Here is a 16,949-nt window from a genome sequence, read left to right as displayed (position 1 = left end):
AGGTCCCCCTTGTATTACTTATTACGTTTAATATAGTCTAATAAACGTTCAATATCCCACGTGTTAATCACGTTATCTTTTTGAATCCAACCTTTACGTGCTGCTGCTACACCTGTTTCCATATCTTCTAACATTTCAAGCGTATGAGCATCCGTATTAATCGCTACTTTCACACCAGCATCTTGTGCTTGTTTTAATAATTTCGCGCTTAAATCTAGACGGTTCGGATTCGCATTTAATTCTAAAACTGTATTTGTCTCTTTTGCTAGTTCAATTAATAAATCTGTATCTACATCATAACCCTCACGACGCCCGAGAAGACGTCCTGTAGGATGGGCAATCATTGTGACATGTTTATTCTCAAGTGCAGTACGTAGACGCTTCATAATCGTTTCACGGTCTTGTGAGAAGCTAGAGTGAATCGCTCCAATGACATAATCTAATTCTGCTAATACTTCATCATCAAAATCAAGCGAGGCATCTGGTAAAATGTCCATTTCAATTCCGCGTAAAATTGTAATGTCTGGATACTTTTCATTCATACGTTCAATTTCTTTCGCTTGCTCACGAAGACGCTCTTTCGTTAAACCGTTCGCCACTTTTAAGTATTGCGAGTGATCAGTAATCGCCATAAACTTATATCCACGAGCACGGCACGCTTGTACCATTTCTTCAATAGAAAAAGCACCGTCACTCCAAGTTGTATGCATATGTAAATCACCTTGTATATCGGAAAACTGAATTAAGTTCGGATACTCTTTAATTAATTCAATTTCTTTTCCATCTTCACGCACTTCTGGCGGAATAAATGGCAAACCGAAATGAGCAAAGAAGTCTTCTTCAGTCTCAAATGTTTTCACTTCACCTGTTTCCAAGTTCTCTACACCGTACTCACTAATTTTCTCGCCTTTATCTTTTGCGATTTGACGCATTTTTACGTTATGATCTTTTGATCCTGTGAAATGGTGAAGAGTTGTAATAAACTCTTCTGGTTTTACTAAACGGAAATCAATTGAAATATCATATTCATATTGAAGACGGACAGAAACTTTCGTATCTCCACTTGCTATTACTTCAATCATATTATCAAATTGTAGTAAATGCTCACGTACCGCTGCTGGTTCTGTCGTTGCAATGATAAAATCTAAATCTTTCACTGTTTCACGAACACGGCGCAAACTACCAGCGCGAGAGAAACGAATTACTTCAGCAATATTCGACAATTTCTCCTCTATTTCCCCGGCAATAGGCAATACCATCGCAATTGGTAAACGCTCTGGACGAGAGCCTACTTGATCGATTGCTTCTAATATTTTCTCTTCTGTCTTCTTACCGAAACCAGCTAAAGCTTGTACTTTATTTTCCTCACAAGCAGCTTTTAACGTCTCCATATCAATAACGCCTAGCTCTTTATATAACTTAGCCACCTTTTTACCACCAAGACCTGGTAGTTTTAATAACGGCAATAAGCTACTTGGTACTTCTTTTTCAAGTTCTTGTAATACTTCAGATGTTCCCAATTCTATATATTCTTGTATAACGGCTGCTGTTCCTTTTCCAATGCCCGGAATCTTCGTGAAATCTTCAATCTCAGAAAGACTACGATCATCACTTTCTAATGCTGCTGCCGCTTTACGAAATGCAGATATTTTAAATGGATTCGCGCCCTTTAATTCCATAAAAAGCCCGATTGTCTCTAATAATTTGATAACTTGTTTTTTATTTACTTTCATCATTGCCCCGCCTTTCTTTCATAGAAAAAAACTTCTCTTTCCGAAAAAAGAGAAGTTATACTCTGCTACCTGTCTGCCATAGTTCCTTCACCTTTTCAGATAGAATCGGTGTATCGTCTACAATTATTTTGCTAATTGATGATTTTTGTAATGGTGTTTGTACTTGTTCAATCGGAAGAATGTTTCCAATGATAATTAAGACAAACAAAATAATATATACTTCTAAAAATCCGAGGATTGCCCCCGCAAACGCATTTACTTGCTTTAAAACCGGTATTTCTGCAAACATATTTAACAAATTACCAAGTAATGAAAGTGCAATTTTAGTGATAATAAACAATATGATAAACGCAAGCGCTTGATAAAATACTGTCTCAATATTATTTGCATCAATCCATTCTGGAACAGATACGTTTTTATCAAATGGATACGGAATAAATTTCGCAAGTGCTGGCGCTAAATCTTTACAGTACCAGTATGCAACAAGGTATGCGATAATAAAGCTTGTTAACTTTACAAGTTGCAGAATAAACCCTCTGCGTAAGCCGAGGAAAAATCCCATAACAAGCAGTAAAATGATAATAATATCAATCATGTTATTCCATTCCTTTTTTTGTCATACTTTCTTTCAATTTCTCATGTTCTTCTTTTAATTTTATGTAATCGTGTATGACGTTTACCGCCGTCAATACCGCTAGTCTACTCGTGTCAAGCGAAGGATTCTTGGCATTGAGTTCGCGCATTTTATCATCCACAATCGCTGCTACCATGCGGATATGACTTGTACTTTCATCGCCAACAACTGAATATTGCTGACCATAGATTTCTACATTAATTCGACTTTTCTTTCCCTTTTGTTGTGACAACTCACCGGCCTCCAATCACGTACAGAATCCTAAAGTTTATCATACCATGAACCTTCATAATATGGAAACAGAAAGAACAATCCGATATGATAAAAATAACAATATAAAAAAAGGGGCGACCATTATGTCAAATTCTATCGTAATTCAAACAAATTCTACAGTAATTGAAGACATGAAACAACAATATAAACATTCGCTTAGCCCGAAAACTCCGCAAGGCGGGATCTTCATGGCAAAGGTACCATCTTGCACGATTACAGCGTATAAATCTGGAAAAGTAATGTTCCAAGGAGGCCGCGCTGAAGCAGAAGCTTCTCGTTGGCAAACTGTCTCTCAAACACCGAAAACAGCTGCAAAAAAATCTGTTGATTCACACCGTTATGCACCGCCTGCTTCCATCGGTACAATGTCTATTGTAGGGTCTGATGAAGTTGGTACTGGTGATTTCTTCGGACCGATGACAGTCGTTGCTGTATATGTGGATGCAAAGCAAATTCCACTACTAAAAGAACTTGGTGTAAAAGACTCTAAAAACTTAAATGACGATCAAATTACTGCCATTGCGAAACAACTTCTACACGTTGTTCCTTATAGCTCTCTTGTCCTTCATAACGAAAAATATAACGAGCTATTTGATAAAGGAAACAACCAAGGTAAGTTAAAAGCCTTGCTACATAATAAAGCTATTACAAACTTATTAGCTAAAATGGCACCTACAAAACCTGAAGGCGTCTTAATCGATCAATTCACACAACCTGATACATACTATAAATATTTAGCAAAACAAAAACAGGTACAGCGTGAAAATGTTTACTTCGCTACGAAAGGTGAAAGTGTTCATTTAGCTGTTGCCGCCGCTTCCATTTTAGCTCGCTACTCATTCGTAAAACAGTTTGACGAACTAAGTAAAAAAGCTGGTATGCCACTTCCAAAAGGTGCTGGTAAACAAGTTGATATCGCTGCTGCTAAATTAATTCAAAAGCTTGGTAAAGAACGATTACCTGAGTTTGTGAAACTGCATTTCGCTAATACGGAGAAGGCGCTTCGCTTATTAAAATAGTATCGACAAAAACAGGAGCCTACAAACTCCTGTTTTTTGTTTCACCCTACTATTGTCCTTATAGTTTTGTTATAATTATAATATACAGATTATTCTAACATAGGAGGAGATCCCCATTGCTACTTCTACAAATGATTCTAAATATTTTACTAGGCGATCCACACGAAAGGCAGTTTGAAATTAGGGAAAACATTCAGCTACTAAGTGAACAACGAGCGTTCAACGATCTAATAGAGCGTTATGGTCGCTCTTTCTTATTAAACTTTCGGATTCGAAGATTTATCGGGAAACACGATGCTCGCTCGTTAATACATAATCCAGCAAAACTACAACACTTCTGTGAGGAACTTGAATGTATGATTAGAAAAAGGAGGTTTTTCATATGAACGCTGTAAAAGTTAAAAAGATATTATATGTTTTCGTACACCTCGTAGGCCCACTTTCTTACTTCACTATTTCTACCATTTGAGGAGCTTTTTTCACTACTAAATCCACATTCGAAAATATATCTGATAATCTTGGCGTGATGGCCATCTATTACGTGTTCATGAGTTTACTGTGGTTTTTCTATTTAGATCGATTAGGCAAAGACATAAATAAGATTACAAAAGAAATTAACGATAAGAAGATGTAATACATGAAAAAAGGAGAGTCGCCAAGACTCTCCTTTTTTATGTTAGCTTCGTTTCTGCTTCTTATTTGATGAAGGTACTTTATGTGAACCTGTTTCATGTGTCGTCGTTCCTTGTCCTTCTACTTCTGGAGAACCTAGGCCCGATCTTGAATGATCTTTTTTCACTTTTTTACTCATTTATATTCACCCCTTCGCGTTACTTTTTGCTACAGGGTAATAAACTATGCAAAAGAAAAAGCGAGAGGAAATCCTCTCGCTTTTTTCACATTTTAGAACTCAGAAGAACCTGGAGTTCTTGGGAATGGAATTACGTCACGGATGTTAGCCATGCCAGTGATGTACATTAGGAAGCGCTCGAAACCTAGACCGAATCCAGCGTGTTTTGTACCGCCGTATTTTCTAAGTTCTAAGTACCACCAGTAATCCTCTTCGTTCATACCTAATTCTTTAATTCTGTCTACTAAAACGTCCATTCTTTCTTCACGTTGGCTTCCGCCGATTAATTCGCCGATGCCAGGCACTAGAAGGTCAGTAGCAGCTACTGTTTTACCGTCTTCATTTAAACGCATGTAGAATGCTTTAATGTCTTTCGGATAGTCAGTTACGAATACAGGGCGTTTGAAGATTTCTTCTGATAAGTATCTTTCGTGCTCTGTTTGTAAGTCAATTCCCCATTCTACTGGGTATTTGAAATCAGCACCTGATTCTTGAAGCACTTTAATTGCTTCTGTATAAGTGATGCGACCGAAGTCAGAGTTAATTACGTTGTTCATGCGCTCAAGAACTGTTTTATCAACGAAGCTGTTGAAGAATTCCATTTCTTCTGGTGCATGCTCTAATACGTATTTCATTGCATACTTCAGCATATCTTCTGTAAGGTTCATTACGTCCCCTAGTTCAGCGAATGCAATCTCAGGCTCAACCATCCAGAACTCAGCAGCGTGGCGAGTTGTGTTTGAGTTTTCCGCACGGAATGTAGGTCCGAATGTGTATACATCACGGAATGCTAATGCATAAGCTTCAGCGTTCAGCTGTCCACTTACTGTTAAGTTTGTTTCTTTACCGAAGAAGTCTTTTGACTCATCAACTTTTCCGTCTTCACCTTTTGGTAGGTTATTTAAATCTTGCGTTGTTACGCGGAACATTTCGCCAGCACCTTCTGTATCACTACCAGTGATGATAGGTGTATGAACATGTACGAATCCACGCTCTTGGAAGAATTGGTGAATCGCAAATGCTGCGATAGAACGTACGCGGAACGTTGCAGAGAATGCATTTGTTCTTGGACGTAAGTGAGCGATTGTACGTAAGTATTCAAATGTATGACGCTTCTTTTGAAGTGGGTAATCAGAATCTGATAAGCCCTCGATATCAATTTTTTCTGCTTTAATTTCAAATGGTTGCTTCGCTCCAGGCGTTGCAATTACTTTACCTTCTACTTTAACTGAAGAGCTAAGTGGAAGTTTTGCAATTTCTTTGAAGTTCTCTAATTCTGTATCGAAAACGATTTGAACGCTTTTGAAGAAGCTACCGTCGTTTAATTCGATGAAACCAAATGCTTTTGAATCACGTAAGTTACGAATCCACCCTGATACTTGTACTGTTTGATCTGCATACTTTTCTGTATCTCTATACAGACTTTTTACTAATGTGTTTTCCATAGTGAAATTCTCCTTTGCTCATATATTTAAATACAAAAAAACCTTTCATCCATAAAGGGACGAAAGGTTAAACTTCGCGGTACCACCCAATTTGTCATAAAGACCAACTTTAACTCGTATGTAATACATACTTCCCGGTTTGTAACAGGCCGGATTCCCGTCTAAGTCTACTCTTGAATACAAGATTCAATTTCGGTTAGCAACTCCAAGGTGTTCTTCACATATACCGCCTCATCAGGCTCTCACCGTCCCTGACTCGCTTTGGATTATAGTATATACTACTTTTCCTTATCATCGTCTTTCATTTTGTTAAACTAAAATTAATGTACTACATTCGAGAGAAAGATGCAAGGTGTCGGAAAATATATGAGCGATTTTTGTAATATATCGACTTACCGACAGTGTCCGACAACTAACCCAATAAAAAAATTGCCGGAATATATCCGGCAATTTTCTAATTACTTACGTAACTCCGCACCGAATTTCTCTTCTACCGTTGTTAGTACACGGTTATGTGCTTCTGTTACTTCTTCGTCTGTTAATGTACGTTCTGCATCGAAGTAAGTCATAGAGAATGCAAGTGATTTCTTGCCTTCTTCCATTTTTTCACCTTCGTATAAGTCGAATAGTGTTACGTCTTTCAGAAGTTCTCCGCCAGCTTCAGCAATGACTTGCTTCATTTCACCAGCTTTTGTTTCTTTTGTTACTACAACAGCCATGTCACGTGTCATAGATGGGAAACGTGGAATTGCTGCGTAGTAAGTTTCTTCAGCGTCTGCACCGAATACTTTTACAAGAGATAATTCAAATACGAATGTATTTTTCACATCTAATTGTTTTTCTGCTTCTGGGTGCAATTGACCGATGAAACCAATTACTTCGCCATCTAATACGATGTCAGCTGTACGGCCTGGGTGCATACCTTCGCGTTTTGCTGGTGCATATGTGATTTGGTTTGCAACGCCAAGTACGTCGAATAGTCCTTCTAGTACACCTTTCACAACGAAGAAGTCTACTACTTTCTTCTCACCTTGCCATGCATGGTGAAGAGCAAGACCTGTCATAACACCTGCAAGATGTTGTTCTTCTTTCGGAAGTTCTCCTTCTTCTGTCGGTAAGAAGATAGAACCTACTTCGTATAAAGCAACGCTGTCGTTTTTACGAGCGACATTGTATGAAACTGCTTCTAGTAATTGCGGTACTAAGCTTAAACGAAGTTGGCTACGTTCTTCACTCATTGGAAGTGCAAGACCTACAGGCGCCTTTTCGTTTGGCTCAACCATATATTGTTTCGCTTTATCAGCGCTTGTTAATGAATATGTGATTGCTTCATATAAACCAGCACCCTCTAAGAAGCGGCGTACTTTACGACGTTTCGTTTGTGCTGATGTTAATTTACCACGAGTCATCGTTCCAGAAGGTAATGTAACTGGAATGTGGTCATAACCGTATAGACGGCCCACTTCTTCTACTAAGTCTTCTGAAATTGTAATATCAGGACGACGTGCTGGTACATTCACGTGGAATGTTCCTTCTACTTCTGTGAATGGGAATTTCAAGTTTGTGAACATTGTACCCATTTCACTCGCAGAAATATTTGTACCTAATACACGGTTTACTTTTTCAGCAGTAACAGATACTGTACGCTCTTGTACTTGTAAGTTGTCAGCTTCTACTACACCTTCAAGTGCTTCACCGCCAGCATATTTCGCCATTAAAGCAGCTGCGTGTTGAATTGCTTCAAATGTACGTGTTGGGTCGATTCCTTTTTCGAAACGTGCACTTGATTCACTACGAAGACCTAAGTCTTTTGATGTACGACGTACTGTTTGACCTGCAAAGTATGCAGACTCAATTAGAACGTTTACTGTCTCATTTGTAACTTCAGAATCCGCCCCGCCCATTACACCAGCAACAGCTAAAGCTTTCGTGCCGTTTGTAATTACAAGGTGGTGGCTTTGTAATGTACGCTCTTGATCATCTAACGTTTCAATTTTTTCGCCTTCTTTTGCAAGACGAACAACGATTTCTTTTGAACCTAATTTATCGTAATCGAATGCATGTAACGGTTGACCGTATTCCATTAAAATGTAGTTTGTAATATCAACTACGTTGCTAATTGGACGAATGCCAGCTGCCATAAGACGAGTTTGCATCCACATTGGTGATGGACCAATCTTTACGTTTTTAACCATTTTTGCAATGTATAATGGGTTTTCTTCTTTCGCTTCTACACTTACAGAAATATAATCAGAAGTTTTTTCTGCTGTTTCTTGTAAGTCGATAGCTGGAAGTTTTACTTCGCGGCCATAAATAGCAGCTACTTCGTAAGCAACACCTAACATGTTTAAGCAATCTGCACGGTTTGGTGTTAAGCCAAGCTCAAGTACTTCATCGTGTAAGTTTAAAATTTCAAGTGCATCTGCACCAACTTCAGCGTCACTTGGGAAGATGAAGATACCATCTGCGTATTCTTTTGAAACTAACTTCCCATCAATACCAAGCTCTTGAAGAGCACAAACCATACCGTGAGAAGCTTCACCGCGTAGTTTTGCTTTTTTGATTTTGAAGTTACCAGGAAGTACAGCTCCAACTTTTGCAACTGGTACTTTTAAACCTTTTGCAATGTTAGCAGCTCCACAAATAATTTGAACTGGCTCTTCTTCACCGATATCGATTAAGCATTTGCTTAATTTATCAGCTTCTGGGTGTTTTTCACATTCTAATACGTGACCAACTACAACACCTTTTACACCTTTATTTAATACTTCAACGCCTTCTACTTCAATACCACTTTTCGTGATTTTGTCTGCTAGTTCTTGTGCTGTTACATCTTTAATATCTACATACTCTTGTAACCAACGATATGATACGAACATACTTATCCTCTCCTTCCCTTACGCTCGTTTGAATTGTTGTAAGAAACGTACATCATTTGTATAGAAATGACGAATGTCATCTACTCCGTATTTCAACATTGCGATACGCTCTGCGCCCATACCGAATGCGAAACCTTGATATTCTTTTGAATCATAACCAGCCATTTCAAGTACGTTCGGGTGAACCATACCTGCGCCTAGAATTTCAATCCAGCCAGTTCCTTTACAAGTGCCGCAGCCTTTGCCATGACACATCATACAAGAAATATCCATCTCTACAGATGGCTCTGTGAATGGGAAGAAACTTGGACGAAGACGGATTTCACGATCTTCACCGAACATCTTTTTCACGAATACTTGCAGTGTACCTTTTAAGTCACTCATACGAATGTTTTTATCAATTACAAGACCTTCAATTTGCATGAACTGATGTGAATGCGTCGCATCGTCGTCATCACGGCGATACACTTTACCAGGACAAATAATTTTAATTGGGCCTTTTTCTTTATTATTTTCCATCGTACGTGCTTGCACAGAAGATGTATGTGTACGTAGTAACGTTTCTTCTGTGATGTAGAATGTATCTTGCATATCACGCGCTGGGTGATCTTTCGGTAAGTTTAGTGCTTCGAAGTTGTAGTAGTCTTTTTCTACTTCTGTTCCTTCAGCTACTTCATAACCCATACCGATGAATACATCTTCAATTTGCTCAACAACAGCCGTTAACGGATGGTGACAACCTGTTTCAACAGGACGACCTGGCAATGTAACATCAATTGTTTCAGTAGCTAATTTCGCTTCAATTACTGCTTTTTCTAAGTTACTAATTTTGTCGTCTAGACGCGTTTGAATCGCTTCACGTACTTCATTTACTAATGCTCCCATACGTGGACGCTCTTCTGCTGATAATTTTCCCATGCCGCGTAATACTTCTGTAATTGGACCTTTTTTTCCTAAATACGCTACGCGTACGTCGTTTAAGCCTTTCAGCTCTTTCGCTTCTTCAATAAGCTCTAACGCTTTTTGCTTTAGCTCTTTTAAACGTGCTTCCATTTTGGAACCCTCCTAATTTTAAAAATAAAAAAACCTCGCTCCCAAAAAGGGACGAGGTAAATTCGCGGTACCACCCTAAATTGACAGAACATGTCTGCCCACTCATTAGTTATAACGATCAATTCTGACCGGAACGCCTTTACATATACATGGTCCTGGCGTCAACTCCAGAGGTGAATTCACTTTCGTCTACCATAAGAATGCTTTCAGTCTACGACATTCTCTCCCTATATGGCGATTTTGTAAGCTACTCTTCTCTATCAACGTTTTTCGTTATTTAACTTTTAATATAATGTACTTCAACTTATTATAAGAAGTTTTTTATTTGTTCGCAACCGGGCTTTGCAAATAATACGTTAAAATCCCTGCTGCAACCGCAACATTTAATGATTCTGCCCCGCCGTAAATCGGAATATACAAGTTTTGATCCGTTTTTGCAAGAATTTCTTGGCGTACGCCATTTCCTTCATTTCCTACAATTAATGCAAAACTGCCAGCCGGCGTTACTTCACCATACGGAACTCCATTTTCAAGAGCTGTTCCATATACAGGAACGTTATTTTCTTTTAACTTGTCTACCCATTCTTCTAAGTTCCCTTTTACAATTGGTAAGTGGAAAATAGAGCCTTGTGTAGAGCGGAGTACTTTACTATTGTAAACATCAACACAACCTTCTCCAAGCACAACGGCGTGAATACCAGCTGCATCAGCTGTACGAATAATTGTTCCTAAATTACCTGGGTCTTGCAGGCCATCTAATAAAAGGAATTTCCCATCAGTAAGAGCTACTTCTTTCTCATGCTTCTCACAAACAGCAAATACACCTTGCGTCGTTTCTGTTTCACGAAGTATTTTTACAATCGCCTCAGGTACGATGTACATTTCCACATCATTAACTGTCCAATCTTTCGGAAGGTCTGTCTGATCTGAAACGATAAGTTCTGTTACAATTCCTGTCTTCAAAGCTTCCTCGACTAAGTGGAATCCTTCTACAAAAAATAAACCTTTTTTATCGCGTTCTTTTTTCGTTTGCAGCTTTTTCCACTGCTTTACACGCGGATTTTGTACTGAATCAATGTTTTTCATAATATGTATTTCCCTCTCTTCTTGTCTTATCATTATAGCCTATTTTTCATACATATTTACATAAAAAAGAACAAAAACTAACGTCAGTTTCAATTCTGAAGAAGAGGTGAAAGCAATGAGTTTTAATTTACGCGGTGCCGTATTAGCGAATGTATCTGGAAATTCACAAGATCAATTACAAGAAACAATCGTCGATGCAATTCAAAGCGGTGAAGAAAAAATGCTTCCAGGTCTTGGCGTTTTATTTGAAGTCATTTGGAAAAACGCTGATGAAAATGAAAAGCACGAAATGTTAGAAACACTAGAGCAAGGATTAAAAAAATAAGCAATTTGAAAATCACCTTTGCATAAGCTAAGGTGATTTTTTTGCAGAAAAATTTTTTCTTCTCCTAAACATTTCTACTTTACTAACGAACTATGATGGAGTACAATGTTCAAAATACATTTAAACCGATCGATTTTTCTTCATATGCACCATAAGATAAAAGGAGTGAATGTTTTATGCACCGTATTACGCTTGAACAAATTTTTAAACACCACATTACACAAAAATACGTAAACCGTTCTGGAATGGTCCACGCGATCGCTGTCGCTTACCATGCGTTTCACCTAGCCAAAAAGCATCACGCCTCAGTCGATGCTGCCACAAAAGCTGGCTTCCTTCATGATATCGGACATCATACGTGGTACACAGGCGGCGAATGGGATTATGACTTATATAAAAAGAATGATATCCATGCAATTAAAGGCGCTGAAAGAGCACATAAATTACTTATTAGATTAGGAGAACATCCAAAACTAGCAAAAGAAATTTCTATTGCAATTCTTCTTCATACAGATTCTTTCTTAGTGGAACAAGAAATTGAAAGAACATCTCTTCAAAATATTATTAAATGGGCAGACGAAGCAGATGAAGAACCGGGCGGAGCGCATCATTATCGAACAATTTCTTATGAAAAAGCACTTAAAGCAATTCAGCAATTAGATCGATTGGTAGAGCGTGAATTGCAAATAGAGCAAGCAAAATTGAATAACAAGACAGAACATAGTTATCAATGAGAAAGAGGCATCACTACAGGGTGATACCTCTTTTATTATTTTATGAAAAATACACCTTTATATGTAATATTTAAATATTACGCCTGAAAACAAAATCCATTATTCCAGCTATGTTATTTCATATTATGAATAATATGTTAGCATTCTTAGGATAAAGAGAGGTATCATGATGATACCTCTCTTTACTCTTTTTATAACAACTTCTTTATACTAATTTTAATTTCTTTAATTGTCTTATTAGCGAGGATAAATGGATTACAAGCACAATGTAAAAGTATACACAACATAGGATTTATTATTTTTACTGCGGGACTACTGGGGGTTATTTTCTGGGTTCTCATGTCTGCAGGTGATTCATTCTATATCTAATTGAATCCTTGTATAAGAAAACAAAAAAGCAAGGAAATTAATTCCCTGCTTTTCTATTTGGTTTATTGCCTGATTGTAAGAAGAACGATAACACCCAAGCGATACCTGCAAGTATCGTTGCGATTAAGAAGGCATCGTTAATACCGTTAATTGCAGATAGCTTTGAAATTTGTCCATATAATAGTTGTGTGCTCATCGCGTCTCCTGCTTGAGCTGATCCAGCTAAGGCCGCTAAGCTTTGACCCATGCCGTGTACTTTATCAACTAAAATTGGGTTTGATGTTGTTAACATGTTGCCGTAATCTGCTACGTGGGCAGTTGTTTGTTGCGTCATAAGTGTAATTAAAATCGCTGTTCCAATTGAACCAGCTACTTGTCTTGACGTATTTTGCGTTGCTGTACCGTGAGAAATTAATTTCATCGGCAGCGCGTTCATACCAGCTGTCATAATTGGCATCATAATGAATGACATACCAATTGAACGTATAATATAATCCGTCATAATAACGCTATACGGTGTATCCATCGATAATTTTGTAAATTCATATGTCGCATACGTCGTAATTGCCAATCCAATTATCGCTAATGGACGAATACCATATTTATCGAATAATTTACCCGCTACTGGTCCCATGATCCCCATAATTAATGATCCTGGAAGAAGTAGTAAACCAGATTCAATTGGCGTAAAGCCACGAATGTTTTGCAGATATACTGGAAGCAATAACATACCTCCGAATAATGCCATCGTAACGATTGCATTAATTACTAAAGTAAAAGTAAATACTGGATATTTAAATACTTGTAAATCAAGCATTTTATTGTCCGTTGTTAACTCTCTCCAAATAAATAACGCTAAACCAATTACACCGATAACAAGTGAAATAATGACTTCTGCACTAGTCCAACTATTATTTCCAGCTTCACTAAATCCGTACAATAAGCTTCCTAGTCCAATACTTGAACTAACCACACCGAATATATCTAATTTCGTTTTAGACACCGGCTGAGCTAGTGTAAAGAATTTTAAAGATAGGAACGTAATAATTAAACCAATAATAAACATCGCATAGAACATTAAGTTCCAGCTATAGTTTTCAATCACCCAACCTGTTACAGTTGGTCCGATAGCTGGTGCTAAAATCATCGCTACACCTAGTAATCCCATCGCCGCTCCGCGTTTATGAGGCGGGAATAACGTCATGAAGATATTCATACCAACCGGCATTAAAATACCCGCACCAACTGCTTGAATTACGCGACCTGTCATCATCATTGTAAAGTTTCCTGAAGTAGCACAAATGATAGATCCTACCGTGAAGAATAACATTGCTGCTACGAATAATTTACGATACGTAAATCGTGAAACTAAAAAGGCACTAATCGGTACTAAAATACCATTTACAAGCATGAAGCCTGTAATTAACCATTGTGCTGTTGAAGTTGATACATTAAATTCATTCATTAACGGAGGTAATGCAACATTAATGATTGTTTGGTTTAAAATAGAAACGAACATGCCTAGAATTAATACAGCTACAACTGCTTTTACGTTCACATTCTCTACAGGCATAGACATTTGTTTTTTCGGCACTTCTTTTTCTTGTTTTACTTCTTCTTGCTTTCCTGTTTCTAACTCAACTACATTAGAAATTTCCGATTCTTGCTTTCGTTCAATTTCTTTCTCTTCTGTTTCAACTTTACTTACTTCTATTTTACTTACGGCTGGGACTTGTTCTTCTCCCATTTTCGTTTTTTTCTTTCGTAAAAGACGATTTACAAGGAAGAAGACGATTATACAAAATAGTGCATATCCTGCAATTACAATTGAGGACATCTCATCTCCCCCTTACTTATGAATACGAACTGTCACATTCATGCCAGGAACAATATTTACTGATTTGCTATGATCTAAAGAAATTTTAACTGGTACTACTTGTGTTACTTTCGTATAGTTAGCTGTTGCGTTGCTTGATGGCAACATAGAGAATGTATTCGCTGTTGTTAAGCCAACTTGTTCTACTTTTCCTGTTAACGTTGTATCTGGGTATGCATCTACATACACATCTACATCTTGACCTTTTTGAACATCATCAACATCTGTTTCTTCAATGTTTGCTGTTACCCATAAATTGTTCATATCAAATGCATAAGCAATCGGGCTACCCGCTCCAACGAAAGCATTTGTTGTCGCGTTTGATTGTACAACTGTTGCATTTTGTGGAATTGTTACATCTACTGTTTGTTCTCCATTAGCTGCCGCTACAGTAACAGTACCTAATTTATCGTTCTCATTATAATTTTTTCCTACTTCAGCTTTCCAGTCAGTTAGTTTACCTGCTACTGGTGAAGCAACCGGAATTACCTTTCCATCAATCTTTGCATTGTCTGTTTTTAAGTAATTTTCCGTTTGATTGTAATAGTAATAACCGCCAATACCGCCGCCAACTAGTACAATTAATGTGATAATGTTGATAATTACCATTCTTCGAAACTGATTCATTGCATTCCTCTCCTTATATCGCATATAATTTTTTTCTAAACTATTTATGTCCTTATTGTTTAGATTGTTTAATTGTTAATTATATTAACCTTTTAACAAAAAAATCACACCATCTGCAGCGTAAATCGAAATTTATCTACCTGCGAGCGGTGCTGATTTCTGAAGGACTATCGTTTATAATTATAAATAATTATTTTGAATCTACAACCGACAATTCACGTATGAAATGTCGTTTAAACAACAATATAATACCAATATGTTGTTTAAGTATAGAAAATTAAACGAGGGGAAATAAAAATGTCTATTAAAAATACAAATGATCCACGTGTAAAACGGACGAGACAACTCATACAGGATGCTTTTGTCGCTTTAGTAGGCGAAAAAGGCTTTGAAAATGTAACTGTGCAACATATCGCAGAACGCGCTCCTGTAAACCGCGCTACATTTTATAGCCATTACCACGATAAATATGACTTACTAGACAAAAGCATTGAAGAAATGTTAGAAAAGCTAACTGAAGTAATTAAACCGAGAAATAGAAATAAAGAAGATTTCCAACTAACATTTGATTCGCCACATCCAAGTTTTTTGGCCTTGTTCGAACATATTGCAGAAAACACTAACTTCTATAACGTCATGCTTGGTGATAAAGCTGCTGGAAACTATACGTATAAGATGATGAAAGCAATTCAAACGCATTTAACATTAAGCCTCTCTATTTCACAACCTAACGATGAAAAACTAATGGTTCCACGCGATATTCTCATTAGTTATGTTACTGGTGCCCACCTAGGAATGATTATGTCATGGCTAAAAAGAGGGATGATATATACCCCGCATTTTATGGCGATGCAATTAACTCGTTTAATTATTTTAGGGGCTCATACTGCTGCAGGATTAGAAAGGCCTTTTTAAAACATAAAAAAGCGAAGGAGAAGCTCCTTCGCTTTTTCTATTAATTAAATGTAATGTTATGTACAGCCTCTTTATCAAGACGTTTAATAACTTCTACAATTAACTTCACTGCATTTTCATAATCATCACGATGTAACATTGCCGCATGAGAATGGATATAGCGCGTTGCAATTGTAATTGCCATAGAAGGAATACCATTTACAGCAATGTGAATCGCACCCGCATCCGTTCCTCCGCCTGCTACTGAATCATATTGATACGGGATTTGTAATTCATCAGCAACATCAACTACGAAATCACGTAAACCTGTATGTCCAATAACAGAAGCATCATATAAAATGATTTGTGGTCCATCGCCCATTTTACTTTGTGCTTCTTTTGACGTTACACCCGGTGTATCTCCAGCGATACCAACATCTACTGCGAACGCGATATCTGGTTTAATATAATTCGCAGATGTTTTTGCGCCACGAAGACCAACTTCTTCTTGTACAGTTCCAACGCCATATACAACATTTGGATGCTTTTCATCTTTTAATTGTTTTAATACGTCAATTGCAATTGCACAACCGATTCGGTTATCCCATGCTTTTGCAAGTAACATTTTTTCATTCTTCATCACTTGGAATTCAAAGTAAGGTACAACTTGATCTCCTGGTCGTACGCCCCACTCCATCGCTTCTTCTTGGCTAGAAGCACCGATATCGATGAACATGTCTTTAATTTCAACTGGCTTTTTACGAGCTTCTGGAGGTAAAATGTGCGGTGGTTTTGAACCAATTACACCTGTTACATCTCCTTTACGCGTTACAATCGTCACGCGTTGCGCAAGCATAACTTGTGACCACCAGCCACCAACCGTTTGGAAGCGAAGGAAACCTTTGTCATCGATTTGTGTAATCATAAATCCAACTTCATCTAAATGACCTGCAACCATAATTTTCGGGCCGTTTTCTTCCCCTACTTTTTTCGCAACTAAACTCCCTAAATTATCAGTAGAAAGTTCGTCCGCAAACGGCTCAATATATTTCTTCATTACTTCACGTGGTTCACGCTCATTACCAGCAATACCACGTGCATCTGTTAATTCTTTTAGCATTGTCAATGTCGCGTCTAATTTTGTCATTGCCA

General features: G+C 37.7%; 16 protein-coding genes, 3 pseudogenes and 2 other annotated features. Of the genes and pseudogenes, 8 read left to right on the top strand and 11 right to left on the bottom strand.

Annotation, left to right across the window (positions count from 1 at the left end):
- Window positions 1-14 precede the first annotated feature (14 nt).
- The 3 genes from polX to zapA are packed head-to-tail and all read right to left on the bottom strand — an operon-like array spanning window position 15 to window position 2,599.
- Window positions 15-1,733 carry a DNA polymerase/3'-5' exonuclease PolX gene (polX, locus tag ACTFR3_RS19085; protein WP_139846864.1) on the bottom strand — a complete coding sequence of 573 codons (1,719 nt, stop codon included), beginning with the start codon at window positions 1,731-1,733 and terminating at the stop codon, window positions 15-17.
- Between the two features lie 55 nt (window positions 1,734-1,788).
- Entirely contained in the window at window positions 1,789-2,328 is a 540-nt protein-coding gene (locus tag ACTFR3_RS19080; RefSeq protein ID WP_000565409.1) for a CvpA family protein, read from the bottom strand.
- 1 nt (window position 2,329) lies between these two features.
- Complete coding sequence (zapA, locus tag ACTFR3_RS19075; protein ID WP_000082701.1) at window positions 2,330-2,599, bottom strand: cell division protein ZapA; 270 nt, start codon at window positions 2,597-2,599, stop codon at window positions 2,330-2,332.
- Window positions 2,600-2,723: 124 nt separating this feature from the next.
- On the opposite strand from zapA, the gene rnhC reads away from it, so the two are divergent.
- The 3 genes and pseudogenes from rnhC to ACTFR3_RS19060 all read left to right on the top strand — a co-directional run bounded on the left by rnhC (window position 2,724) and on the right by ACTFR3_RS19060 (window position 4,293).
- Complete coding sequence (rnhC, locus tag ACTFR3_RS19070; protein WP_033695585.1) at window positions 2,724-3,659, top strand: ribonuclease HIII; 936 nt, start codon at window positions 2,724-2,726, stop codon at window positions 3,657-3,659.
- 116 nt (window positions 3,660-3,775) lie between these two features.
- Window positions 3,776-4,045, top strand: coding sequence for a hypothetical protein (locus ACTFR3_RS19065; protein WP_000925539.1), 270 nt, complete (start codon window positions 3,776-3,778; stop codon window positions 4,043-4,045).
- Window positions 4,042-4,293: pseudogene (locus tag ACTFR3_RS19060) on the top strand (hypothetical protein). The gene ACTFR3_RS19065 and the pseudogene ACTFR3_RS19060 overlap by 4 nt, the downstream one beginning before the upstream one ends.
- A gap of 42 nt (window positions 4,294-4,335) precedes the next feature.
- Here ACTFR3_RS19060 and ACTFR3_RS19055 read toward each other — a convergent pair.
- The 5 genes from ACTFR3_RS19055 to ACTFR3_RS19035 all read right to left on the bottom strand — a co-directional run bounded on the left by ACTFR3_RS19055 (window position 4,336) and on the right by ACTFR3_RS19035 (window position 11,005).
- The gene (locus tag ACTFR3_RS19055) at window positions 4,336-4,470 is read right to left on the bottom strand and encodes a YuzL family protein (protein ID WP_000039588.1); all 135 of its coding nucleotides are present in this window, start codon (window positions 4,468-4,470) and stop codon (window positions 4,336-4,338) included.
- Between the two features lie 92 nt (window positions 4,471-4,562).
- The gene (gene asnS / locus ACTFR3_RS19050; protein WP_000432177.1) at window positions 4,563-5,954 is read right to left on the bottom strand and encodes an asparagine--tRNA ligase; all 1,392 of its coding nucleotides are present in this window, start codon (window positions 5,952-5,954) and stop codon (window positions 4,563-4,565) included.
- A 52-nt stretch (window positions 5,955-6,006) separates the two neighbouring features.
- Window positions 6,007-6,258 (bottom strand) — a binding site (T-box leader).
- A 154-nt stretch (window positions 6,259-6,412) separates the two neighbouring features.
- Window positions 6,413-8,833 (bottom strand): phenylalanine--tRNA ligase subunit beta, encoded by a 2,421-nt coding sequence (pheT, locus tag ACTFR3_RS19045; RefSeq protein ID WP_000498186.1) that lies wholly within the window; start codon window positions 8,831-8,833, stop codon window positions 6,413-6,415.
- Between the two features lie 18 nt (window positions 8,834-8,851).
- Window positions 8,852-9,886 carry a phenylalanine--tRNA ligase subunit alpha gene (gene pheS / locus ACTFR3_RS19040; RefSeq protein ID WP_000388219.1) on the bottom strand — a complete coding sequence of 345 codons (1,035 nt, stop codon included), beginning with the start codon at window positions 9,884-9,886 and terminating at the stop codon, window positions 8,852-8,854.
- Window positions 9,887-9,930: 44 nt separating this feature from the next.
- Window positions 9,931-10,159 (bottom strand) — a binding site (T-box leader).
- A 48-nt stretch (window positions 10,160-10,207) separates the two neighbouring features.
- On the bottom strand, window positions 10,208-11,005 hold the full coding sequence (locus ACTFR3_RS19035) for a TrmH family RNA methyltransferase (RefSeq protein ID WP_002026395.1): 798 nt from the start codon (window positions 11,003-11,005) through the stop codon (window positions 10,208-10,210).
- Between the two features lie 82 nt (window positions 11,006-11,087).
- On the opposite strand from ACTFR3_RS19035, the gene sspI reads away from it, so the two are divergent.
- The 4 genes and pseudogenes from sspI to ACTFR3_RS19015 all read left to right on the top strand — a co-directional run.
- Window positions 11,088-11,297 carry a small acid-soluble spore protein SspI gene (gene sspI, locus ACTFR3_RS19030; protein WP_000009509.1) on the top strand — a complete coding sequence of 70 codons (210 nt, stop codon included), beginning with the start codon at window positions 11,088-11,090 and terminating at the stop codon, window positions 11,295-11,297.
- A 176-nt stretch (window positions 11,298-11,473) separates the two neighbouring features.
- A complete protein-coding gene (locus ACTFR3_RS19025; protein WP_000554786.1) occupies window positions 11,474-12,031 on the top strand; it encodes an HD domain-containing protein in 558 nt (185 codons plus the stop codon).
- 74 nt (window positions 12,032-12,105) lie between these two features.
- Window positions 12,106-12,186, top strand: a pseudogene (locus ACTFR3_RS19020) (CPBP family intramembrane glutamic endopeptidase); the annotation flags it as partial.
- Window positions 12,187-12,244: 58 nt separating this feature from the next.
- A pseudogene (locus ACTFR3_RS19015) lies at window positions 12,245-12,400 on the top strand (DNA-binding protein); the annotation flags it as partial.
- A gap of 37 nt (window positions 12,401-12,437) precedes the next feature.
- Here ACTFR3_RS19015 and ACTFR3_RS19010 read toward each other — a convergent pair.
- Window positions 12,438-14,237 (bottom strand): DHA2 family efflux MFS transporter permease subunit, encoded by a 1,800-nt coding sequence (locus ACTFR3_RS19010; protein WP_000095295.1) that lies wholly within the window; start codon window positions 14,235-14,237, stop codon window positions 12,438-12,440.
- A gap of 12 nt (window positions 14,238-14,249) precedes the next feature.
- Window positions 14,250-14,903, bottom strand: a complete 654-nt coding sequence (locus tag ACTFR3_RS19005; RefSeq protein WP_001071419.1) for an HlyD family secretion protein — start codon at window positions 14,901-14,903, stop codon at window positions 14,250-14,252.
- Between the two features lie 297 nt (window positions 14,904-15,200).
- Here ACTFR3_RS19005 and ACTFR3_RS19000 point away from each other — a divergent pair, with 297 nt between their 5' ends.
- Window positions 15,201-15,818 (top strand): TetR/AcrR family transcriptional regulator, encoded by a 618-nt coding sequence (locus ACTFR3_RS19000; protein ID WP_000023672.1) that lies wholly within the window; start codon window positions 15,201-15,203, stop codon window positions 15,816-15,818.
- Window positions 15,819-15,858: 40 nt separating this feature from the next.
- Here the strand turns inward: ACTFR3_RS19000 and ACTFR3_RS18995 are convergent, their stop codons facing one another.
- Window positions 15,859-16,944 carry a M42 family metallopeptidase gene (locus ACTFR3_RS18995; protein WP_000163555.1) on the bottom strand — a complete coding sequence of 362 codons (1,086 nt, stop codon included), beginning with the start codon at window positions 16,942-16,944 and terminating at the stop codon, window positions 15,859-15,861.
- Window positions 16,945-16,949 lie beyond the last annotated feature (5 nt).

The organism is Bacillus cereus group sp. MYBK14-1 (assembly GCF_051916885.1).
GTDB classification, from domain to species: Bacteria; Bacillota; Bacilli; order Bacillales; family Bacillaceae_G; genus Bacillus_A; species Bacillus_A cereus.
This window is presented reverse-complemented; position numbering and strand designations above follow the sequence as displayed.